14 protein-coding genes are annotated in these 16,170 nt (G+C 73.2%); 7 read left to right on the top strand and 7 right to left on the bottom strand.

What is annotated here, in order from left to right; all coding sequences use genetic code 11:
- The first annotated feature begins 72 nt into the window (after positions 1-72).
- Positions 73-1,107, top strand: coding sequence for a class II fructose-bisphosphatase (gene glpX, locus BMX74_RS02350; protein ID WP_055508278.1), 1,035 nt, complete (start codon positions 73-75; stop codon positions 1,105-1,107).
- 114 nt (positions 1,108-1,221) lie between these two features.
- On the opposite strand, the gene BMX74_RS02345 is transcribed toward glpX, so the two are convergent.
- Entirely contained in the window at positions 1,222-1,875 is a 654-nt protein-coding gene (locus BMX74_RS02345; RefSeq protein WP_143078528.1) for a DUF1707 SHOCT-like domain-containing protein, read from the bottom strand.
- Positions 1,876-2,068: 193 nt separating this feature from the next.
- Between BMX74_RS02345 and BMX74_RS02340 the strand changes: the two genes are divergently transcribed.
- On the top strand, positions 2,069-2,779 hold the full coding sequence (locus BMX74_RS02340; protein WP_091098086.1) for a DUF998 domain-containing protein: 711 nt from the start codon (positions 2,069-2,071) through the stop codon (positions 2,777-2,779).
- Here BMX74_RS02340 and BMX74_RS02335 read toward each other — a convergent pair.
- Positions 2,684-3,274, bottom strand: a complete 591-nt coding sequence (locus BMX74_RS02335) for a TetR/AcrR family transcriptional regulator (RefSeq protein WP_256256739.1) — start codon at positions 3,272-3,274, stop codon at positions 2,684-2,686. The two genes, BMX74_RS02340 and BMX74_RS02335, sit on opposite strands and share 96 nt — an antisense overlap.
- Before the next feature lie 110 nt (positions 3,275-3,384).
- Between BMX74_RS02335 and BMX74_RS02330 the strand changes: the two genes are divergently transcribed.
- A complete protein-coding gene (locus tag BMX74_RS02330; protein ID WP_091097874.1) occupies positions 3,385-4,548 on the top strand; it encodes an MFS transporter in 1,164 nt (387 codons plus the stop codon).
- 7 nt (positions 4,549-4,555) lie between these two features.
- Here BMX74_RS02330 and BMX74_RS02325 read toward each other — a convergent pair whose 3' ends face one another.
- The 3 genes from BMX74_RS02325 to pdxR are packed head-to-tail and all read right to left on the bottom strand — an operon-like array spanning position 4,556 to position 7,737.
- On the bottom strand, positions 4,556-5,374 hold the full coding sequence (locus BMX74_RS02325) for a TIM barrel protein (protein WP_218153845.1): 819 nt from the start codon (positions 5,372-5,374) through the stop codon (positions 4,556-4,558).
- Entirely contained in the window at positions 5,371-6,309 is a 939-nt protein-coding gene (locus BMX74_RS02320) for a Gfo/Idh/MocA family protein (RefSeq protein ID WP_091097872.1), read from the bottom strand. The genes BMX74_RS02325 and BMX74_RS02320 overlap by 4 nt, the downstream gene beginning before the upstream one ends.
- Positions 6,310-6,342: 33 nt before the next feature.
- Positions 6,343-7,737, bottom strand: a complete 1,395-nt coding sequence (gene pdxR, locus BMX74_RS02315) for a MocR-like pyridoxine biosynthesis transcription factor PdxR (protein ID WP_091097869.1) — start codon at positions 7,735-7,737, stop codon at positions 6,343-6,345.
- Between the two features lie 69 nt (positions 7,738-7,806).
- On the opposite strand from pdxR, the gene BMX74_RS02310 reads away from it, so the two are divergent.
- Positions 7,807-8,706 carry a DMT family transporter gene (locus BMX74_RS02310; RefSeq protein WP_256256738.1) on the top strand — a complete coding sequence of 300 codons (900 nt, stop codon included), beginning with the start codon at positions 7,807-7,809 and terminating at the stop codon, positions 8,704-8,706.
- Positions 8,707-8,732: 26 nt separating this feature from the next.
- A complete protein-coding gene (locus BMX74_RS02305) occupies positions 8,733-10,385 on the top strand; it encodes a fumarate hydratase (protein WP_055508261.1) in 1,653 nt (550 codons plus the stop codon).
- A 115-nt stretch (positions 10,386-10,500) separates the two neighbouring features.
- Here the strand turns inward: BMX74_RS02305 and BMX74_RS02300 are convergent, their stop codons facing one another.
- Positions 10,501-10,689, bottom strand: coding sequence for a DUF5999 family protein (locus BMX74_RS02300; protein WP_055508258.1), 189 nt, complete (start codon positions 10,687-10,689; stop codon positions 10,501-10,503).
- Between the two features lie 401 nt (positions 10,690-11,090).
- On the bottom strand, positions 11,091-13,136 hold the full coding sequence (locus BMX74_RS02295) for a hypothetical protein (protein WP_091097864.1): 2,046 nt from the start codon (positions 13,134-13,136) through the stop codon (positions 11,091-11,093).
- 212 nt (positions 13,137-13,348) lie between these two features.
- Between BMX74_RS02295 and BMX74_RS02290 the strand changes: the two genes are divergently transcribed.
- Entirely contained in the window at positions 13,349-14,458 is a 1,110-nt protein-coding gene (locus tag BMX74_RS02290; protein WP_055508254.1) for a serine/threonine-protein kinase, read from the top strand.
- A 35-nt stretch (positions 14,459-14,493) separates the two neighbouring features.
- Complete coding sequence (locus tag BMX74_RS02285) at positions 14,494-16,152, top strand: serine/threonine-protein kinase (RefSeq protein WP_091097861.1); 1,659 nt, start codon at positions 14,494-14,496, stop codon at positions 16,150-16,152.
- The last annotated feature ends 18 nt before the right edge of the window (positions 16,153-16,170 follow it).

Here is a 16,170-nt window from a genome sequence, read left to right as displayed (position 1 = left end):
TTATCCCTCTCGGAGCGGGAAGAGGAGGACAACTACGATCGGGGTAGTTGTCCCACGAGGAGGCCCGCTCATATGTCCGATCAGACCTCGGTTCCTGCGCCGCTCGCCACCGGCGAGCACGCCCCTGACCGCAACCTGGCGATGGAGCTCGTACGCGTCACCGAGGCGGCCGCCATGGCGGCGGCCCGCTGGGTCGGCAGGGGTGACAAGAACGGCGCCGACGGCGCCGCGGTGAACGCGATGCGCCAGCTCATCAACACCGTGTCGATGAACGGCGTGGTGGTGATCGGCGAGGGCGAGAAGGACCACGCGCCGATGCTGTTCAACGGCGAGCAGGTGGGCGACGGCAGCGGCCCCGACTGCGACGTGGCCGTGGACCCGATCGACGGCACCAGGCTGACCGCCATGGGCATGCCTGACGCGGTGTCGGTGATCGCGGTGAGCGAGCGCGGCTCGATGTACGACCCGTCCGCGGTGTTCTACATGGAGAAGCTGGTGACCGGCCCGGAGGCGGCCGACGCGGTGGACATCGACGCCCCGGTGGCGGCCAACATCCAGGCGGTGGCGAGGGCCAAGCACTGCTCGGCCTCGGACGTGACGGTGGTCGTGCTGGACCGGCCCAGGCACGAGCGGCTGGTCAAGGAGATCAGGGAGACCGGCGCGCGGATCAAGTTCATCACGGACGGCGACGTGGCCGGCGCGATCATGGCGGCCCGTGCGGGCACGGGCATCGACCTCATGATGGGCATCGGCGGCACGCCGGAGGGCATCGTGGCGGCGTGCGCGCTCAAGTGCCTGGGGGGCGTCATCCAGGGCAAGCTGTGGCCGCGTGACGAGGCCGAGCGGGAGAGGGCGATCGCGGCGGGCCACGACCTCGACCGGGTGCTGACGACGAACGACCTGGTGCGCTCCGACGACGTGTTCTTCGCGGCGACGGGCATCACGCAGGGCGAGCTGATGCGGGGCGTGCAGTTCAGGTCGGGCGTGGCGGTGACGCACTCGCTGGTCATGCGCGGCAGGTCCGGGACGATCAGGAAGGTCGAGAGCGAGCACCAGCTCTGGAAGCTGCGCGCGTACAGCGCGATCAACTTCGACACCGCGGGCTGACGCGCCGCCCCGGCCCGCGGGGCCGGGGCCGCCCGGGACGGCGGTCCGGGGCCGTCAGCGGCGGCCCCCCACAGGCTCGGGCCGTCAGCGGCGGCGGCCCGCAGGCTCGGGCCGTCAGCGGCGGCGGCGCTTGCGGCGGGGCGGCTCCTTGACCTTGACCTCGCCGGCGAAGTTCGTGGTGCGCACCTCGACCACCGGCGCGTCGGGCTCGGTGGGCTGCTTGGTGAGGCGGACGGTCCTGTCCTTGGCCACGCGGACGACCTCCAGCCCCTCGGGGACGTGGATCTCCAGCGCGCCGAAGACGAGCGTGGCGTTGATGACGACGCGCCGGTTCTGCAGGATCGCGTCGCGCAGGTCGAGGGTGGTGGTGCCGAACATGGCGGTGACGCCGAGCTCGGCGGGCACGACCCAGCGTCCGCCGCGCTGGCGCTGCTTGAAGAAGGCGGCGACGGGGCTGCCGTCGAGGTTGAGCGGCTGCTCCTCCTCCGGCAGGAGGTCGGCGGTGAGCACGGCGAGCTGGCCGAGCGTGCGCGCCTGGTAGAGCAGGTCGAGCCGCTCCTCCAGCTCGGCCAGGTCGAGCCGGCCGTCGGCGTGCGCGTCCTGCAGCACCTGGGCGATGCGCTCGCGGTCGGCGTCGGACGCGCGCAGCTCGTGGGGCTGCGGCAGGTCGCCGGACGCGGGAGAGCGGCGCGCCGACGCCCACTCCTCGGCCAGGCGCTCCCCGACCTCCTGCAGCTTCGGCAACCAGGATCCCGCGCTTTCGTTCACACTTCCGACGATATCCGCCGGTCGCCGTGCGCGCTCGCCGCAGATTCCGGACGTTCACCGGATTCCGCCGACCAGTGCGGGGATCTCCTCGGCCCGTCCCTCGTTCGCCTCGGCGTGGCGGTGACCGGGCGAGACCCGGCGATCGGAATCCGCGCGGGGTCGCCCGCCGTTGGTCCGGAAAAGGGAGGTGGGCGTGCATCGTCCGGCACGGTGGGGGCTCGGCGCGGCGGGCGCGGGCGTGGCGGTGATCGTGGGGCTGGAGGTGGCGAGCCTCGGCGAGATGAACCTGTTGCGGCGCACCATCAGCGAGCACGGCCTCGGCCCCGGCGGATGGATCTTCACGGTGGGCGTGGCGCTGCTGGCCGTGGGGTCGGCGGCCATCGGGGTCTCGCTGGCGCGCAAGCGGCTGGCCGGGGTGGCCGGCCTGGTGGCGCTGACGGGGTGGAGCGTCGGGCTGCTGATGACGGCCGTCTTCCACAAGCACGACTGGTCGGTGGGGCCGAGCCTGAGCGGGAACATCCACCGGGCGGGCAGCCTGGTCGCGTTCCTGTGCCTGCCGCTCGCCGTACTGATCATCTCCGCGCCCTGGCGGGGGCGCCGGCCGGGGCGGCGGCGGTCGGCCACGGTGGCGTTCGCGCTCGGCGTCTGCTCGGCGGCGTGGGTGGCGGGCATCGTCACGGCGGTGCTGGTGGGGGCGGACAGCGGCCTGCCGTGGTACCGGGTCGTGCCGCTCGGCCTGGTGGAGCGGGGGCTCGCGGTCACGGAGGTGGCGGCGCTGCTGGCGCTCGGCGTGTGGGGCGCGGCCGGGCTAGGGCCGCAGGGCAGCGATGAGGTCCTCGACGTAGCCGCGGAAGACGGCGGCCATGTCGACCCGGTCCGGGTCGATCAGCCACTGCGTCTGTAGACCGTCCATCATCGCGATCAGGCGTTCCGCGTGGGCCTCGGCGTCGAGTCCCGGGCGGAAGTCGCCGCGCTCGACGCCGGCGCGCAGCGCGGCGGCGACCTGGGCGCGCAGGCGGCGGTAGCGTTCCCTGGCCCACTCGTGGCCGGGGTGTCCTGGCGTGACGGCCTCACCGCTGATGACGGAGAACAACTGCACCAGGCCGGGCACGCGGGAGTTGTGCTCGACCACGGCGGCCAGGGCGCGGAGGGCCTGGGCGCCGCCGGCCTGCTCCAGGTCGAAGCGGCGCACGTCCATGGCGTCGCGGTAGTCGAGCACGGCGACGAGCAGGCGTTCCTTGCTCCTGAAGTGGTGCAGCAGCCCGGCCTGCGACAGCCCGGCGCGCTCGGCGACGCGGGCGAGTGAGGAGCCTCGGTAGCCGTGCTCGGCGAACTCCAGGAGCGCCACGGCCAGGATGCGTTCCCTGCGTGCCGCGCCCGTCGCGTAACCCTGTCCCACGCCCGGCACCCTATCTCGGGGGGTGGGCCGCGTCTCGTGCTGGCGCAGGTACCTGACCAGCCGTTAACCTGACTCCGCCTCATGTTTCTCCCCCCGATCAGGAGGCCGCCGTGCCGTCCCCCCGTGACCGCCAGACCCGCGCCGCCACGTACGTCGTCTACGGCGTGCAAGGCCTCTCCTTCGCCACGCTGCTCATCCAGGTGGCGAGCCTGCAGAGCAAGCACGGACTCAGCGAGGGGGCCATCACCGTCCTCCTGCTGATCGTGCCGGTCTTCGCCGGCGTCGGCAGCATCGCCGCCGGCGCGCTCGCCGCCCGGCTCGGCAGCAAGGCGCTGCTGCGCGTCGCCCAGCCCGTCGTGGCCGTCTGCGTCGCCGCCGCGGGCGCCGCCCCCGACGTGCCGCTGCTGATCCCCGCCCTGCTGGTGTTCGGGCTGGCCGTCGGAGCGGTGGACGCGGGGATGAACATGCAGGGCGTGGCGGTCGAACGGCGCTACGGCATGGAGGTGCTGAACGGCTTCCACTGCGTGTGGAGCGTGCTCGGCGCGGCGGGGGCGCTGTGGGCGTCGGCCGCCGCCGGGCTGCCCCTGCAGGTCGTCATGGCCGCCCCGATGGTGCTGGCCGTCGCCGGCTCCCTGTACGCCGGCCCGCGCCTGTGCACCGCCGACGAGGAGAAGGCGGGGACCACCGCCGCCGAGAGCCCCTCGGGCGGCCTGCCGTGGCGGCCCATCATCCCGCTCTGCCTGGCGATGGCCTTCCTGTACGTCGGCGACGCCGCCGTCTCGAACTTCAACAGCGTCTACATGCGCGACGTCGTCGAGGCGAGCGCCCACGTGATCCCGCTCGCGTACTTCGCCTACCAGGCGGCGACCCTGGCCGTCAGGCTCGGCGGCGACCTGGCGGTGCGCAGGTACGGCCCCGCCGCGATCGTCAGGATCGGCGGCGCCCTGGCCACGCTGGGCTTCCTCGGCGTGGTCCTGGCGCCGAACCAGCCGCTCGCGGTGGTCGCGTTCGGGCTGACCGGCGTCGGCCTGTCGGTGGTGGCCCCGCAGTCGTTCTCGGCGGCGGGCAGGCTCGACCCGGCCGGGACCGGCGTGGCCATAGCCCGGGTGAACCTCTTCAACTACGTCGGGTTCGTGGTCGGCGCGGCCCTGGTGGGCGGCCTCGGCGAAGCCGCCGGCATGCGCCTGGCGTTCGGCGCGCCGCTGCTGCTCGCCGCCGCGATCATCGTGCTCGCGCCGGGCTTCCAGCCCCGGCGGGCCGCCGCCCCCGCCTGACGGCCGTTCAGCGGGCCGCCAGCACCTCGTCCAGGTAGGCGATGCTCTGCCGGACGTTCTCGACGGGACGCTCGTCCGGGCCGGACAGGATGACGTCCTGCTCCATGACGAACCAGCCGTCGTAGCCGCTCCCGGCCAGGCCGGTGACGATGCCCGCGATGTCCACGTCGCCCTGGCCGAGCGGCCGGTACACGCCCGCGCGCACCGCCTCCGTGTACGTCAGCTCGCCCGAGGAGACCCTGGCCGCCAGGGCGGCGTCGACGTCCTTCAGATGGACGTGCGCGACGCGCGACGGGTCGGACCTGACCAGGTCGGCCGGGTCGGTGCCGCCGATCAGCAGGTGGCCGGTGTCCAGGCAGAGCGGGACGGAGCTGCCCCGCAGCACGCGCTCGACCTCGTCCCGCCTCTCGACCATGGTGCCGACGTGCGGGTGCAGGCAGGCGCGCGGGCCCAGCGCGGCGGCGATCCTGTCGAGGTTGGACAGCAGCGTCGCCCACCCGGCGTCGTCCAGCTCGGGCCGGGCGTCGTAGCCGTCGCTCCCCGTCGCCGCCGCCAGCACGAGCGTGCCCTCGCCGGGCAGGTCGTCGAGCAGGCCGGCGAGCGGGTCGTGGCGGGGGTCGTGCAGCACCACGGGCACGAACGCGCCCACCAGGCGCAGCCCGTGCCGCCCGATCAACCCCGGCGTCAGATAGCCGTCGGGGCCCAGCTCGGTGGCCGTGAGCCCCAGCTCGCGCATCTCCGACAGCACCCGCTCCGGGTCGAGCTGGTGGCCCCAGCCCGGCACCTCGCACACGCCCCACGAGATGGGGGCTCCGGCCAGCTTCACAGCCGCACCTCCGCGACCTCGACGGGACGGCCCTCACGGCGCGACAGGTCGGCCGCCTCGGCCACGTACAGGGCCTCCAGCGCGTCCTCGATGGAGCCGAGGTCGTCGTCGCCGCGCAGGAAGGCATCGATCTCGTTGACGTACGCCTCCTGGAAGCGGGCGACGAAGTCGGGCCACGGATCGTCCGGCGCGGGCAGGCCCTCCACCGAGCGCAGGGGGGTGCGCGGGCCGAGCCCGACCGCCTGGGTGCGCAGGGTTCCCGCCAGCTCCATGCGGACGTCGTAGCCGGCGCCGTTGTAGCGGGAGCCCTGCAGGGTGGCGAGGGTGCCGTCGTCGAGGGTGAGCAGCGCGGCGCTGGTGTCGACGTCGCCCGCCTCGCGGAAGAAGTCCTCGCCTCGGTTCGCGCCGGTCGCGTACACGGAGACGACCTCGCGGCCGGTCACCCAGCGCAGGATGTCGAAGTCGTGGATGTGGCAGTCGCGGAAGATGCCGCCCGACAGCGGGACGTAACCGGCGGGCGGCGGCGCGGGGTCGGCCGTGACCAGGTGCACGCGGTGCAGCTCGCCCAGCTCGCCGGCGCGCAGCGCGGCGGCGGCGGCCACGTACCCGGGGTCGAACCTGCGCTGGAAGCCGATGCGCACCCGGTTGCCCCTGCTGGACTCCAGCACCTTGACGGTCTCGGCCACGGTGCCCGCGACGGGCTTCTCGCAGAAGGCCGGGACGCCCAGCTCGCAGGCCTTGACGATGAGCTCGGCGTGCGTGCTGGTCGGGGTGGCGATCACCACGGCGTCCGTCTCGAAGGGGTCGCCCGGACGGCCGTGCGGCGACGTCCGTACGGGATCGGCGACGATCAGCTCGTCGACCAGCGGATGCGCGGCCAGCGTCGCCGCGTGGAACGCGCCGATCCGGCCCAGGCCCAGCAGTCCCACACGCATGGGCGCCTCCTATCGGGATGGGGGGCCTTCTTTCTAGCGAGACCCGCTCCCACAGTCAACATTTTGTCCTGACATTCTGACCTTTACCCCTTGCACGGCTTCCCAAGCGCGGTGCGCGGGCAGCCTGGCGAACCCGACCACGACGGCCGGCGGCCCCGGCGCGGTCCGCATCGGGCCCACCGCCTCGGCCGACAGTCCGACCTCCTGCGCCGCCGCGGCGAGGCGCCGCTCGTCCCAGCTCTCCGGCAGCTCCAGGTACACGTGCAGGCCCGCCTCGATGCCGCGCACCCCCACCTCGGGCAGCACCTCCGCCAGGGCCCCGACCAGGGCGTCCCTGCGCCGCCTGTACTCCCTGCGCATCCTGCGCAGGTGCCTGTCGTAGCCGCCCGTACGGAGGAAGCGGGCGAGCGCGTACTGCTCGACGACGGGCGAGCCGAGGTCGAGCTCGCCACGGGCGCGGCGCACCGCCTCCGCCAGGTGCGGCGGCGCCACCACCCAGCCCAGCCGCAGCCCCGGGGCGAGTGACTTGCTGACGCTGCCGCACAGCACCACCCGGTCGGGGGCCAGGCCCTGCAGGCAACCGACCGGGTCGCGGTCGTAGCGGAACTCGGCGTCGTAGTCGTCCTCCAGGACCGTCCGCCCGCCCTCGGCCGCCCAGGCGGTCAGCGCCGCGCGCCTGGCCGGGGAGAGCACCACGCCCGTCGGGTAGTGGTGCGCGGGCGTGACCAGGGCGGCGTCGGCCCGCAGCGCGGACACCACCAGCCCCTCCCCGTCCACAGGGACGTGGACCACCCGCGCGCCCGCCCGCCTGAGCAGCGGGAGCTGACGGCGGCTGCTGGGATCCTCGACGGCCAGCCGCACGGCGGACCCCCGGGCGAGCGCGTGCAGCACCAGGCTGAGGCCCTGCGCCACGCCGCCCACGACGACGACCTGCTCTGGGCGCACGTCGGCCGCGCGCACCCGGCGCAGGTAGCCCGCCAGTTCCTCACGCAGCTCGGGCACCCCGCCCGGGTCGCCGTAGTCGAGCGCGTCGGACGGCACCGTGGCCAGGACGTGCCGCACGGCCGCCAGCCACCGCTCCCTGGGGAACAGCCCGAGGTCGGGCGAGGTGGCCCGGTGCCCGTAGTACGGCCCGCCGCCCTCCCGCGACTCCCCCGCGCCCGGCCGCGTGCCGGGACGGGCGCCGAGCGGCGCCACGCTGGTGCCGGAGCCCACCCGCGACACGAGGAACCCCTCGGCCACGAGCTGCTCGTACGCCTCCACCACCACGCCCCGCGACACCTGCAGGTCGGCGGCGAGGTCGCGGCTGGCGGGCAGGCGGGTGCCCGGCGCGAGCCGCCCGTCGCGCACGGCGTCGCGCAGCCGTCCGGCGATCTGCGCGGCGATCCCGCCCTTCGCCCGGTCGACGGGGACATGCAGGTCGGCCATATTGGTCCATTCTTACGAGGTGCCATTGGACTGTTTACGCGAACCATTGTCTTCCTAGCATCCTGACCCATGATGAGAAACGGAATCGTGGGCGCCGCCGCCGCCATGTTCTGCGTCGGCACGCTCGCCGCCGTGTCCGGCCTGGTCGGCGACTACCCCGTGTACGGCGGGCAGGCGGTGCGCTACCTCGTCGCCTCGGCCGTCCTGCTCGCCGTCACCCGGGCGATGGGGCTGCGGTTCGTCCGGCTGACCGGGCGCGAGTGGCTCTGCCTCGGCGGGCTCGCCCTGCTCGGCCTGGTCGTCTTCAACGTCTGCGTCGTCGAGTCCACGCGCGCTTCCGGGCCCGCGCTGGTCGGGACCGTCCTCGGCACCGTGCCGCTGGTGCTCGCGCTGGCCGGGGGGCGGCCCGCGCCCAGGCTGCTCGCCGGCGCCGCCGTCGTGGTCGCCGGGGCCACCCTTGCCACCGGGCTCGGCAGCGGCGGCCCCGCGGGGCTGCTGTGGGCGCTCGGGGCGCTCGCCGGCGAGGCCGGCTTCTCCCTGCTCGCCATGCCGCTGCTGCCGAAGCTGGGCGCGATCAGGGTGTCGGCCTGGTCGACGGCGCTGGCGGTGCCCATGCTGCTGGTGGCCGGCCTGGCCGAGGACGGCGCGGGCGTGCTCAGGTGGCCGACGGCGGCCGAGGCGCTGGGCTTCGCCTACCTGGCGATCGTCGTGACCGTGGTCGCGTTCTTCCTCTGGTACAGCTCGCTGCCGAAGCTGGGCCCCGGACGGGCCGGGCTGTTCGCGGGGCTCATCCCCGTCGGGGCCATCGTGACGGGCCTGGTGCTCGGCGTCGCCACGCCCTCGGCGTACGACCTGGCCGGCGCCGGGCTGGTCATCGCCGGGATCGCCGTCGGGCTCACCGCGCCCCCGCGCAGGCCGCTCGCCGCGCTGTCCGGAGGCCGGGACCTGGGCGGGGCGGCCGGCGCGTAATCTAGCGTCGGACCGAAAGGATGGACATGGGCGAGTTCGACTACACCGACCTGCTTCCGCTGGGCGCCGATGAGACCGAGTATCGGCTGATCACGTCGGAGGGGGTGCGGAAGGTCGAGGCGGCTGGGCGTACGTTCCTGGAGGTGGACCCCGAGGCGCTGCGGCTGCTCACCGAGACGGCGATCCACGACATCTCCCACTTCCTGCGGGCGTCGCACCTCGCCCAGCTCAGGAAGATCGTCGATGACCCCGAGTCCAGCGGCAACGACCGGTTCGTGGCGCTCGACCTGCTGAAGAACGCCTCCATCTCGGCCGGCGGCGTCCTGCCCATGTGCCAGGACACCGGCACCGCCATCGTCATGGGCAAGCGCGGCAGGCACGTCCTCACCGACGGCCGCGACGCCGAGCACGTCTCGCGCGGCGTGTACGACGCCTACACCAGGCTCAACCTCCGCTACTCCCAGATGGCGCCGCTCACCATGTGGGAGGAGAAGAACACGGGCAACAACCTGCCCGCCCAGATCGAGCTGTACGCCGAGGACCCCCACGGCCACCCCGACGAGTACAAGCTGCTGTTCATGGCCAAGGGCGGCGGGTCGGCCAACAAGTCGTTCCTCTACCAGGAGACCAAGGCGGTGCTCAACGAGAAGCGCCTGCTGGCCTTCCTGGAGGAGAAGATCCGCTCGCTGGGCACGGCGGCCTGCCCGCCGTACCACCTGGCGATCGTCGTGGGCGGCACGTCCGCCGAGTACGCGCTGAAGACCGCCAAGTACGCGAGCGCCCGCTACCTCGACTCGATCCCCACCGAGGGCTCCCCCTCCGGCCACGGCTTCCGTGACCTGGAGATGGAGGCCAAGGTCTTCGAGCTGACCCAGAAGCTGGGCATCGGCGCGCAGTTCGGCGGCAAGTACTTCTGCCACGACGTGCGCGTCATCCGGCTGCCCAGGCACGGCGCGTCCTGCCCGGTGGCCATCGCGGTGTCCTGCTCGGCCGACCGGCAGGCGCTGGCCAAGATCACGCCGGAGGGCGTGTTCCTGGAGAAGCTGGAGACCGACCCGGCCCGCTTCCTGCCGGACACCACCGACGAGCACCTGTCCGACGACGTCGTCGCGATCGACCTCAACCGGCCCATGCCGGAGATCCTGGCCGAGCTGACGAAGTACCCGGTCAAGACGCGGCTCTCGCTGACCGGCCCGCTCGTCGTGGCCCGCGACATCGCCCACGCCAAGATCGCCGAGCTGCTCGACGCCGGCGGCGAGATGCCGCAGTACCTGAAGGACCACGCCGTCTACTACGCGGGCCCGGCCAAGACGCCCGAGGGTTACGCGTCGGGCTCGTTCGGCCCGACCACGGCCGGCCGCATGGACTCGTACGTGGAGCGGTTCCAGGCCGCCGGCGGCTCCATGATCATGCTGGCGAAGGGCAACAGGTCCCGCCAGGTGACCGAGGCGTGCCAGAAGCACGGCGGCTTCTACCTGGGCTCCATCGGCGGCCCCGCCGCCCGGCTGGCCCAGGACTGCATCAAGAAGGTCGAGGTGCTGGAGTACCCCGAGCTGGGCATGGAGGCGGTCTGGAGGATCGAGGTCGAGGACTTCCCCGCGTTCGTCGTGGTCGACGACAAGGGGAACGACTTCTTCACCGACACCACCGGGCCGGTGCTGACGATCGGCCGCCGGTAGGCGGCGCCCGCGGGCTGAGCGCGCGTACCCGGCTCGCGGGACGCGCGCCGCACCCCTGACGCCTGTTGCCGGGCGGCCCTCGCCGTCCGGCGCGGAACGGCCCGCGACGGGCCGCTCAGGCGGCGACCGGGGCCCTGTGCGGCGCGACGACCGTGCCGTCCGGCAGCAGCAGGCCGGTGTCCTCGAACAGCACGACACCGTTGCAGAGCAGGCTCCACCCCTGGTCGGGGTGGGCCGCGATCACGTGCGACCGCTCACGGTCGGGAGAGTCGGCACTCGGACAAGCGGGAGTGTGACTGCACATCGCGCACCTCTCAGACGGCGCTCCTGGTTCCTGTTCTCTTTCAGTAGGGCAGCGGTCGCCCCGACGGCGTGCGAAGATCCAGCACGGCCGCGGCCGGCCTGCGCGGCCGGCGGCGAACCTGAATGCGGCGCATCCTCATCACGTCCTCAGTGGTCTCGTCGTCGGTGATGTGGCTTCGGGGGTTCTCGTGCCTCGACCATCCCCCCGCAGCCTTTCGACACCCTTACAACTCGCTGACGGCCCCCCGTGTTTCCAGACGGCCAGACTGCCGTGCCTCGGTAAGTCCCCTCCTAGGCATCATGCACATTTATCCGCGATCTATGTGTGCCGACGGACACATTCGGCCATGACCTGCGAAAACGGGAAATCGGGCGCGACGTCACCGCCACGCCCGATCCCGTCTAGTTGATGCAGCCGAGACTGATCTGCTGGGTCTCCTTCTCCAGGCCCCAGTTCATGAGGACCAGCTTGAACTTCACCCTGTGCTCAGCCGTGGAGTCCACCCGGTAGGTGTAGCCCACCTTCTGCTCCTCCGGCTTGTCGAACTGGGCTCCCCACCAGTCGTGCAGCGGCTTCCACGTCGTCTCGCCGGCGGCCTTCGCGTACCAGCGGAAGTTGACGTAGGTGCGGCCGCCCTCCGTCAGGGCGAGTGTGGCGCTGAGGTTCGCCTGCTTCGGGCACTCGGTGTTCGCCGGGGCGGCGGCGACCTCCTTGATCTGGACCTTGGAGCAGGTGACGCTGTACCCCGTGGTCGCGACGGGCTTGTTGTGGCTCTCGACCACCAGCGCGACCTTTCCGTCGAGCTTGGACTCCAGCCGCTGCCACTTGACCGACTCCACCAACACCGACCCGCCGCCGCCGCCGATCTCCACCGTGGAGACCGCCACCTGCTGCCCGTCGAGCTCCCAGCGGTAACGGATCGAAGCGGCGCGGTCGCTCGAGATGACCGCAGTGGCGTACATCATGGGGTTGGTGGGGCAGCGTCCCACGTACGAGGCCGGGTGCGCCGTCAGACCATTGATCGTGATCTTCGGCTCGCCGCCGGGGGCGCCCTTGCAGGTCAGGGTGAAGGACTTGCTCACCGTGACCGTGCCGGCCTTGAGCTGCAGCGTGTGCGGGCCCGACGCGCTGAGCTTGGCCTCCCAGTCCTGCACGTCGGCCGTGCGTTCCTTGTCGCTCGCCGGCAGGCGCAGGACGCCGTTGCCCGCGGCGACGCCGTCGAGGTACCAGGTCCACGGCACCTCGCGGGCCGGGCCCGCGGGGACGGTGACCCGGCCCATGGCCGAGTAGTCGACGCCGCCGGTGCAGTCGCCGGTGTAGTCGCCGGGTTCGAGCCCGCTGATGTCCACCCTGGTGTCGTCCGGCTTGGCGCAGGCGACGGAGTAGTCCACCCAGACGATCTTTTGTTCGGGCGAGAGGATCTCCAGCGCGCGCCGGCCCTTGGCGTCGGCGGTGACCTGGAGCGGCAGCGGCGTCACCGACGCGGGACCCGGCTTGTCAGGGAACCGCAGCTTCTGCGTGGGGCCCTTGCCGCCCTTGTCGTCGATCCAGCGGTACTCCACGTCCGCCGGGCCGCGGCTGACCGTGACGCGGCCGGTGAACGTCAGGGTGACCGGGCAGGCGCCGTTGTAGGAGGGCTGGTCCACGGCCGCGGTCGCCGTCACGAGCGTCTGCGGCGAGCAGGTGACCGCGTACGCGGCCCGGCCGGAGTCGTGGCCGTTCCCGCTCAGGATGTGGATGGCCTTCCATCCGGTGCCGCTCGCCGACACGGGCAGCGTCCGCGTCACGGTACGGGTGCGGGCGTCGCGCGGGCCGAACTCGGCGACCTCGGGCGCGCTCTCGCCGGTGGCGCTGTCGATCCACTGGTAGACGACCCGCGCGGGGACGCGGGAGACCTGGATGACGCCGGTGAAGCCGACGCTGGTCGGGCAGGCGCCGGCGTAGCTCGGCGGGTCGGCCGTCACGGACGCGGCCGACTCGACCGGACGCGACCCGCCGCCGTGGGAGGCGGGCAGCGGGTGGCGCTCGTCGTAGACGACGACGGGACCCTGGCAGGAGACGGTGAACCGCGCCTTGGCCGACAGGCCCTTGCGCCCGATCACCTGCACCGCCTGCCAGCCTGACACGCTCTCCTGGAACGTCTGCCGGTCCTTCACGACGACCTTCTTCGCGCCGCGGACGCGGATCGACTTCACCGCGCCTCTGCTGCCGTCGCCGCGCACCCAGCGGTAGCGCACCACGCCGTCGCCCTTGGCGGCGATGACGGCGGAGAAGCCGACGGTGGTCGGGCAGGCGACGTCCTGGCGCGGCGGCGTGGCCTTGACCTTGCCCACCGCCACCTTCACGGGCGCGGCCTGCGCCGACGCCGTGGCGGCCTGCGCGGCCTGCGCGGGGGCGGCCACGGCGAGCCCGGCGCACAGCGCCAGGACCGAACTCAGTAGTGACAATCGTTTCTTCATAGCCTTCAGCCCTCTTGACTCATGGGGGTTCACCAGCGTCGTGGCGGCGGCTTGCGGGTGACTTGGATCTGGCGGGTATCCCCGTGGGCTGCGGGCCTACCGCCCTGACGGGGCGAGTCAGACCGGTTGACTTAAGTTCGCAACAATTAATCGGCCCCGCCTCTACTGGTCGGTTTACACAAATAGGTAAGCTGCCTGGCATGCGTGCGCCCTCCGGTTACCTTCTCGCCGCGCGCTACCGGCTCGTGGAACCGGTCGGACGCGGCGGCATGGGCACCGTTTGGCGGGCACATGACGAACTCCTCGACCGCGAGGTGGCCGTCAAGGAGGTGCGGCTGCCCAACGTCCTCGACGAGGAGCTGCGGGCCGAGCTGTGCGCCCGCACCGAGCGCGAGGGCCGGGCCACGGCGATGGTGGCGCACCCGTCGGTCATCACCGTCTTCGACGTCGTCACCGAGGACGACCGCCCCTGGATCGTCATGGAGCTGCTGCGGGCCCGTTCGCTGGAGCAGATCATCCAGGCGGAGGGGCCGCTGCCGCCGCGCAGGGTGGCCGAGATCGGCCGGCAGATCCTCGGGGCGCTGCGCGCCGTCCACGCCAAGGGCATCCTGCACCGCGACGTCAAGCCCAGCAACGTCCTGGTGACCGAGGACCGCGCGGTGCTCACCGACTTCGGCCTGGCCGCGCTGGAGGGCGAGGTGTCCATCACGCAGGCGGGCATCGTCCTCGGCTCGGCCGGCTACATCGCGCCCGAGCGGGTGCTCGGCTCCAAGGCCAGCCCGGCCGCCGACCTGTGGTCGCTCGGGGCCACCCTGTACACCGCCGTCGAGGGCAGGGGCCTGCACGGCCGCCGTACGGCCGCCGCCGCGCTGGCCGCGCTCACCAGCGGCGAACCCATCCCGATGACCAAGGCGGGCCCGCTCGCGCCCGTGCTCGACGCGCTCCTCAGGATCGACCCGCACACCAGGCTCGACTCGGTACGCGCGTCGCTCATGCTGGCCAGGGTGGCCGCGGGCGGCTCGGCCGAGGAGCCGCTGACGCCGCGCAGGCCGGTGCGTCCGGTGGCGATGATGACGCCGCCCTCGTTCACGCGCAGGCCCGCCCACCGGGGGCTGCACCGGGCGGAGGCCACGGCCGCCGCCCTGTCGCCGCCCCTGCCGCGGCAGGACAGAAGGCCTGGTGAGGGCATGCACAGGAAACGCGTCGAGGCGCGTCCGTCGCTCTCCGCTTATGCTCGTTTCAAAGCCACGGTGATAAAGTTGTGCCTTCCTCGGCGGTTCTGGCCAAGAGAACTTCGCAAGCGAGGGTAAAGCACTTCCCAAGCGAGAATCGATATCTTCTTCTCATGCCGGAACAGCAGACACGCCTGCTCGCGGGGCGCTACGAGCTGATCGCACCGCTCGGCCGGGGGACCATGGGCACCGTGTGGCGCGCCCGTGACCGCACGCTCGGACGCGAGGTGGCGGTCAAGGAGATCCGCCAGGACCCCGGTCTGACCGGGGAGCAGCGGACCGAGCTGCGCGAGCGCATGGTGCGTGAGGGCCGCATCGCCTCCCGGATCAACCACCCGTCCGTCGCCGCGATCCACGACGTCATGATCGAGGGCGACAGCCCGTGGATCATCATGGAGCTCATCGAGGCCCGCTCGCTGGAGCAGGTGATCGAGGAGGAGGGGCCGCTGCCGCCCCGCCTCGTCGCCGAGATCGGCGTCGACCTCCTCGGCGCGCTGCGCGCCGCCCACGCCCAGGGCATCACCCACCGCGACGTGAAGCCGGCCAACGTCCTCATCACGGAGAACGGCAGGGTGGTGCTGACCGACTTCGGCATCGCCAAGGCCGAGGGCGACTCGCGGCTCACCAGGACGGGCATGGTGATCGGCTCTCCCGGCTACACCGCGCCCGAGCGCGCCAGGGGCGAGTACACCGGCCCCGAGTCCGACATCTGGTCGCTCGGCGCGACGCTGTACTTCGCGGTCGAGGGGCGGCCCGCGTACGAGCGGGCCACCATCGCCGAGACGCTGGCGGCGCTGCTCAGCGAGAACGCCGACCCGCCCACCCAGGCGGGGCAGCTCAGGCCGGTGCTGACCGGGCTGCTCAACAAGGACTACCGGCAGCGGCTCAGCGCTGCCCAGGCGGAGACCATGCTGCGCATGGTCGCCGACACCCCGACCACCGACATGCCGGCGCTCACGGCCGAGGCTCTGTCTGCTCAGGAGGCCGCTGTGCCCGACGCGTCCGCCGCCCCGACCAATCCCTCCGGTCCCGGCCCGCAGCCCGGCTCCGGGCCGCAGGGGGCGCCCCAGGCGCCGTCCGGCGTGCCGGGGGCGCCGGGTCCCGCCGCGCCGTACCCGAACGCGCCGCACGCCTTCGCGCCGCAGGCCCCCAGCCCGTACGGCTCGCAGGAGCACGGGCCCGGCTTCCCCGGCGGTCCGCAGGCCGGGTCGCCCGTTCCCGCGGCGGGGGCCTTCGGCGTGCCGCCCGCGCAGGCGTTCGGCACGGGCGCGCCCGCCGCGGGGGCCTTCGCAGCCGACGCTCCCCCGGCCTCCGCGCCGGCTCCCGCCCCGGCGGGCGAGGACTTCGACCCCGACCGCACGATCAGCGTGGCCCGCCCCAGGGCGTTCAGGCCCGACCAGGGGGCGCCCCCGCGGCCGGCCGAGGACGAGTCGGCGATCGCCACCACGCGCGTGCCGACGCCGAGGCCGCAGAACTCGCCCGGCCAGCAGGTCTACCCGGTGCCGCCCGGCCAGCAGCGTCCCGGCCCGCAGCAGCCTCCCGCGCCGCCGCGCCCGGCCGGGCCCCCGCAGGCGATGCCGCCGCAGCAGCAGCCCCAGCAGCAGCAGCAGCCGCGTGAGGGGCAGGGCCTCGGCACGGAGCTGTTCGCCATCGCGGGCGGCCCCGACCAGCGGCCGTCAGGGAACAGGAACGGCATGCTCGTGCTCATGGCGGTCGCCGCCGCGGCGGCCGTGGTGATCGCCGTCCTCATCGTGGCGCTGCTGTCGAGCTGATCTCCCGGGCGTGAGCCA

The organism is Nonomuraea pusilla, assembly GCF_900109355.1.
GTDB lineage: Bacteria > Actinomycetota > Actinomycetes > Streptosporangiales > Streptosporangiaceae > Nonomuraea > Nonomuraea pusilla.
This window is presented reverse-complemented; position numbering and strand designations above follow the sequence as displayed.

Coding starts and splice junctions, on each gene's coding strand:
- BMX74_RS02300 (WP_055508258.1), bottom strand. CDS start 10,689: ATGTGCAGTCACACTCCCGCTTGTCCGAGTGCCGACTCTCCCGACCGT.
- BMX74_RS02320 (WP_091097872.1), bottom strand. CDS start 6,309: ATGCGTGTGGGACTGCTGGGCCTGGGCCGGATCGGCGCGTTCCACGCG.
- BMX74_RS02310 (WP_256256738.1), top strand. CDS start 7,807: ATGATGAGAAACGGAATCGTGGGCGCCGCCGCCGCCATGTTCTGCGTC.
- pdxR (WP_091097869.1), bottom strand. CDS start 7,737: ATGGCCGACCTGCATGTCCCCGTCGACCGGGCGAAGGGCGGGATCGCC.
- BMX74_RS02290 (WP_055508254.1), top strand. CDS start 13,349: ATGCGTGCGCCCTCCGGTTACCTTCTCGCCGCGCGCTACCGGCTCGTG.
- glpX (WP_055508278.1), top strand. CDS start 73: ATGTCCGATCAGACCTCGGTTCCTGCGCCGCTCGCCACCGGCGAGCAC.
- BMX74_RS02305 (WP_055508261.1), top strand. CDS start 8,733: ATGGGCGAGTTCGACTACACCGACCTGCTTCCGCTGGGCGCCGATGAG.
- BMX74_RS02285 (WP_091097861.1), top strand. CDS start 14,494: ATGCCGGAACAGCAGACACGCCTGCTCGCGGGGCGCTACGAGCTGATC.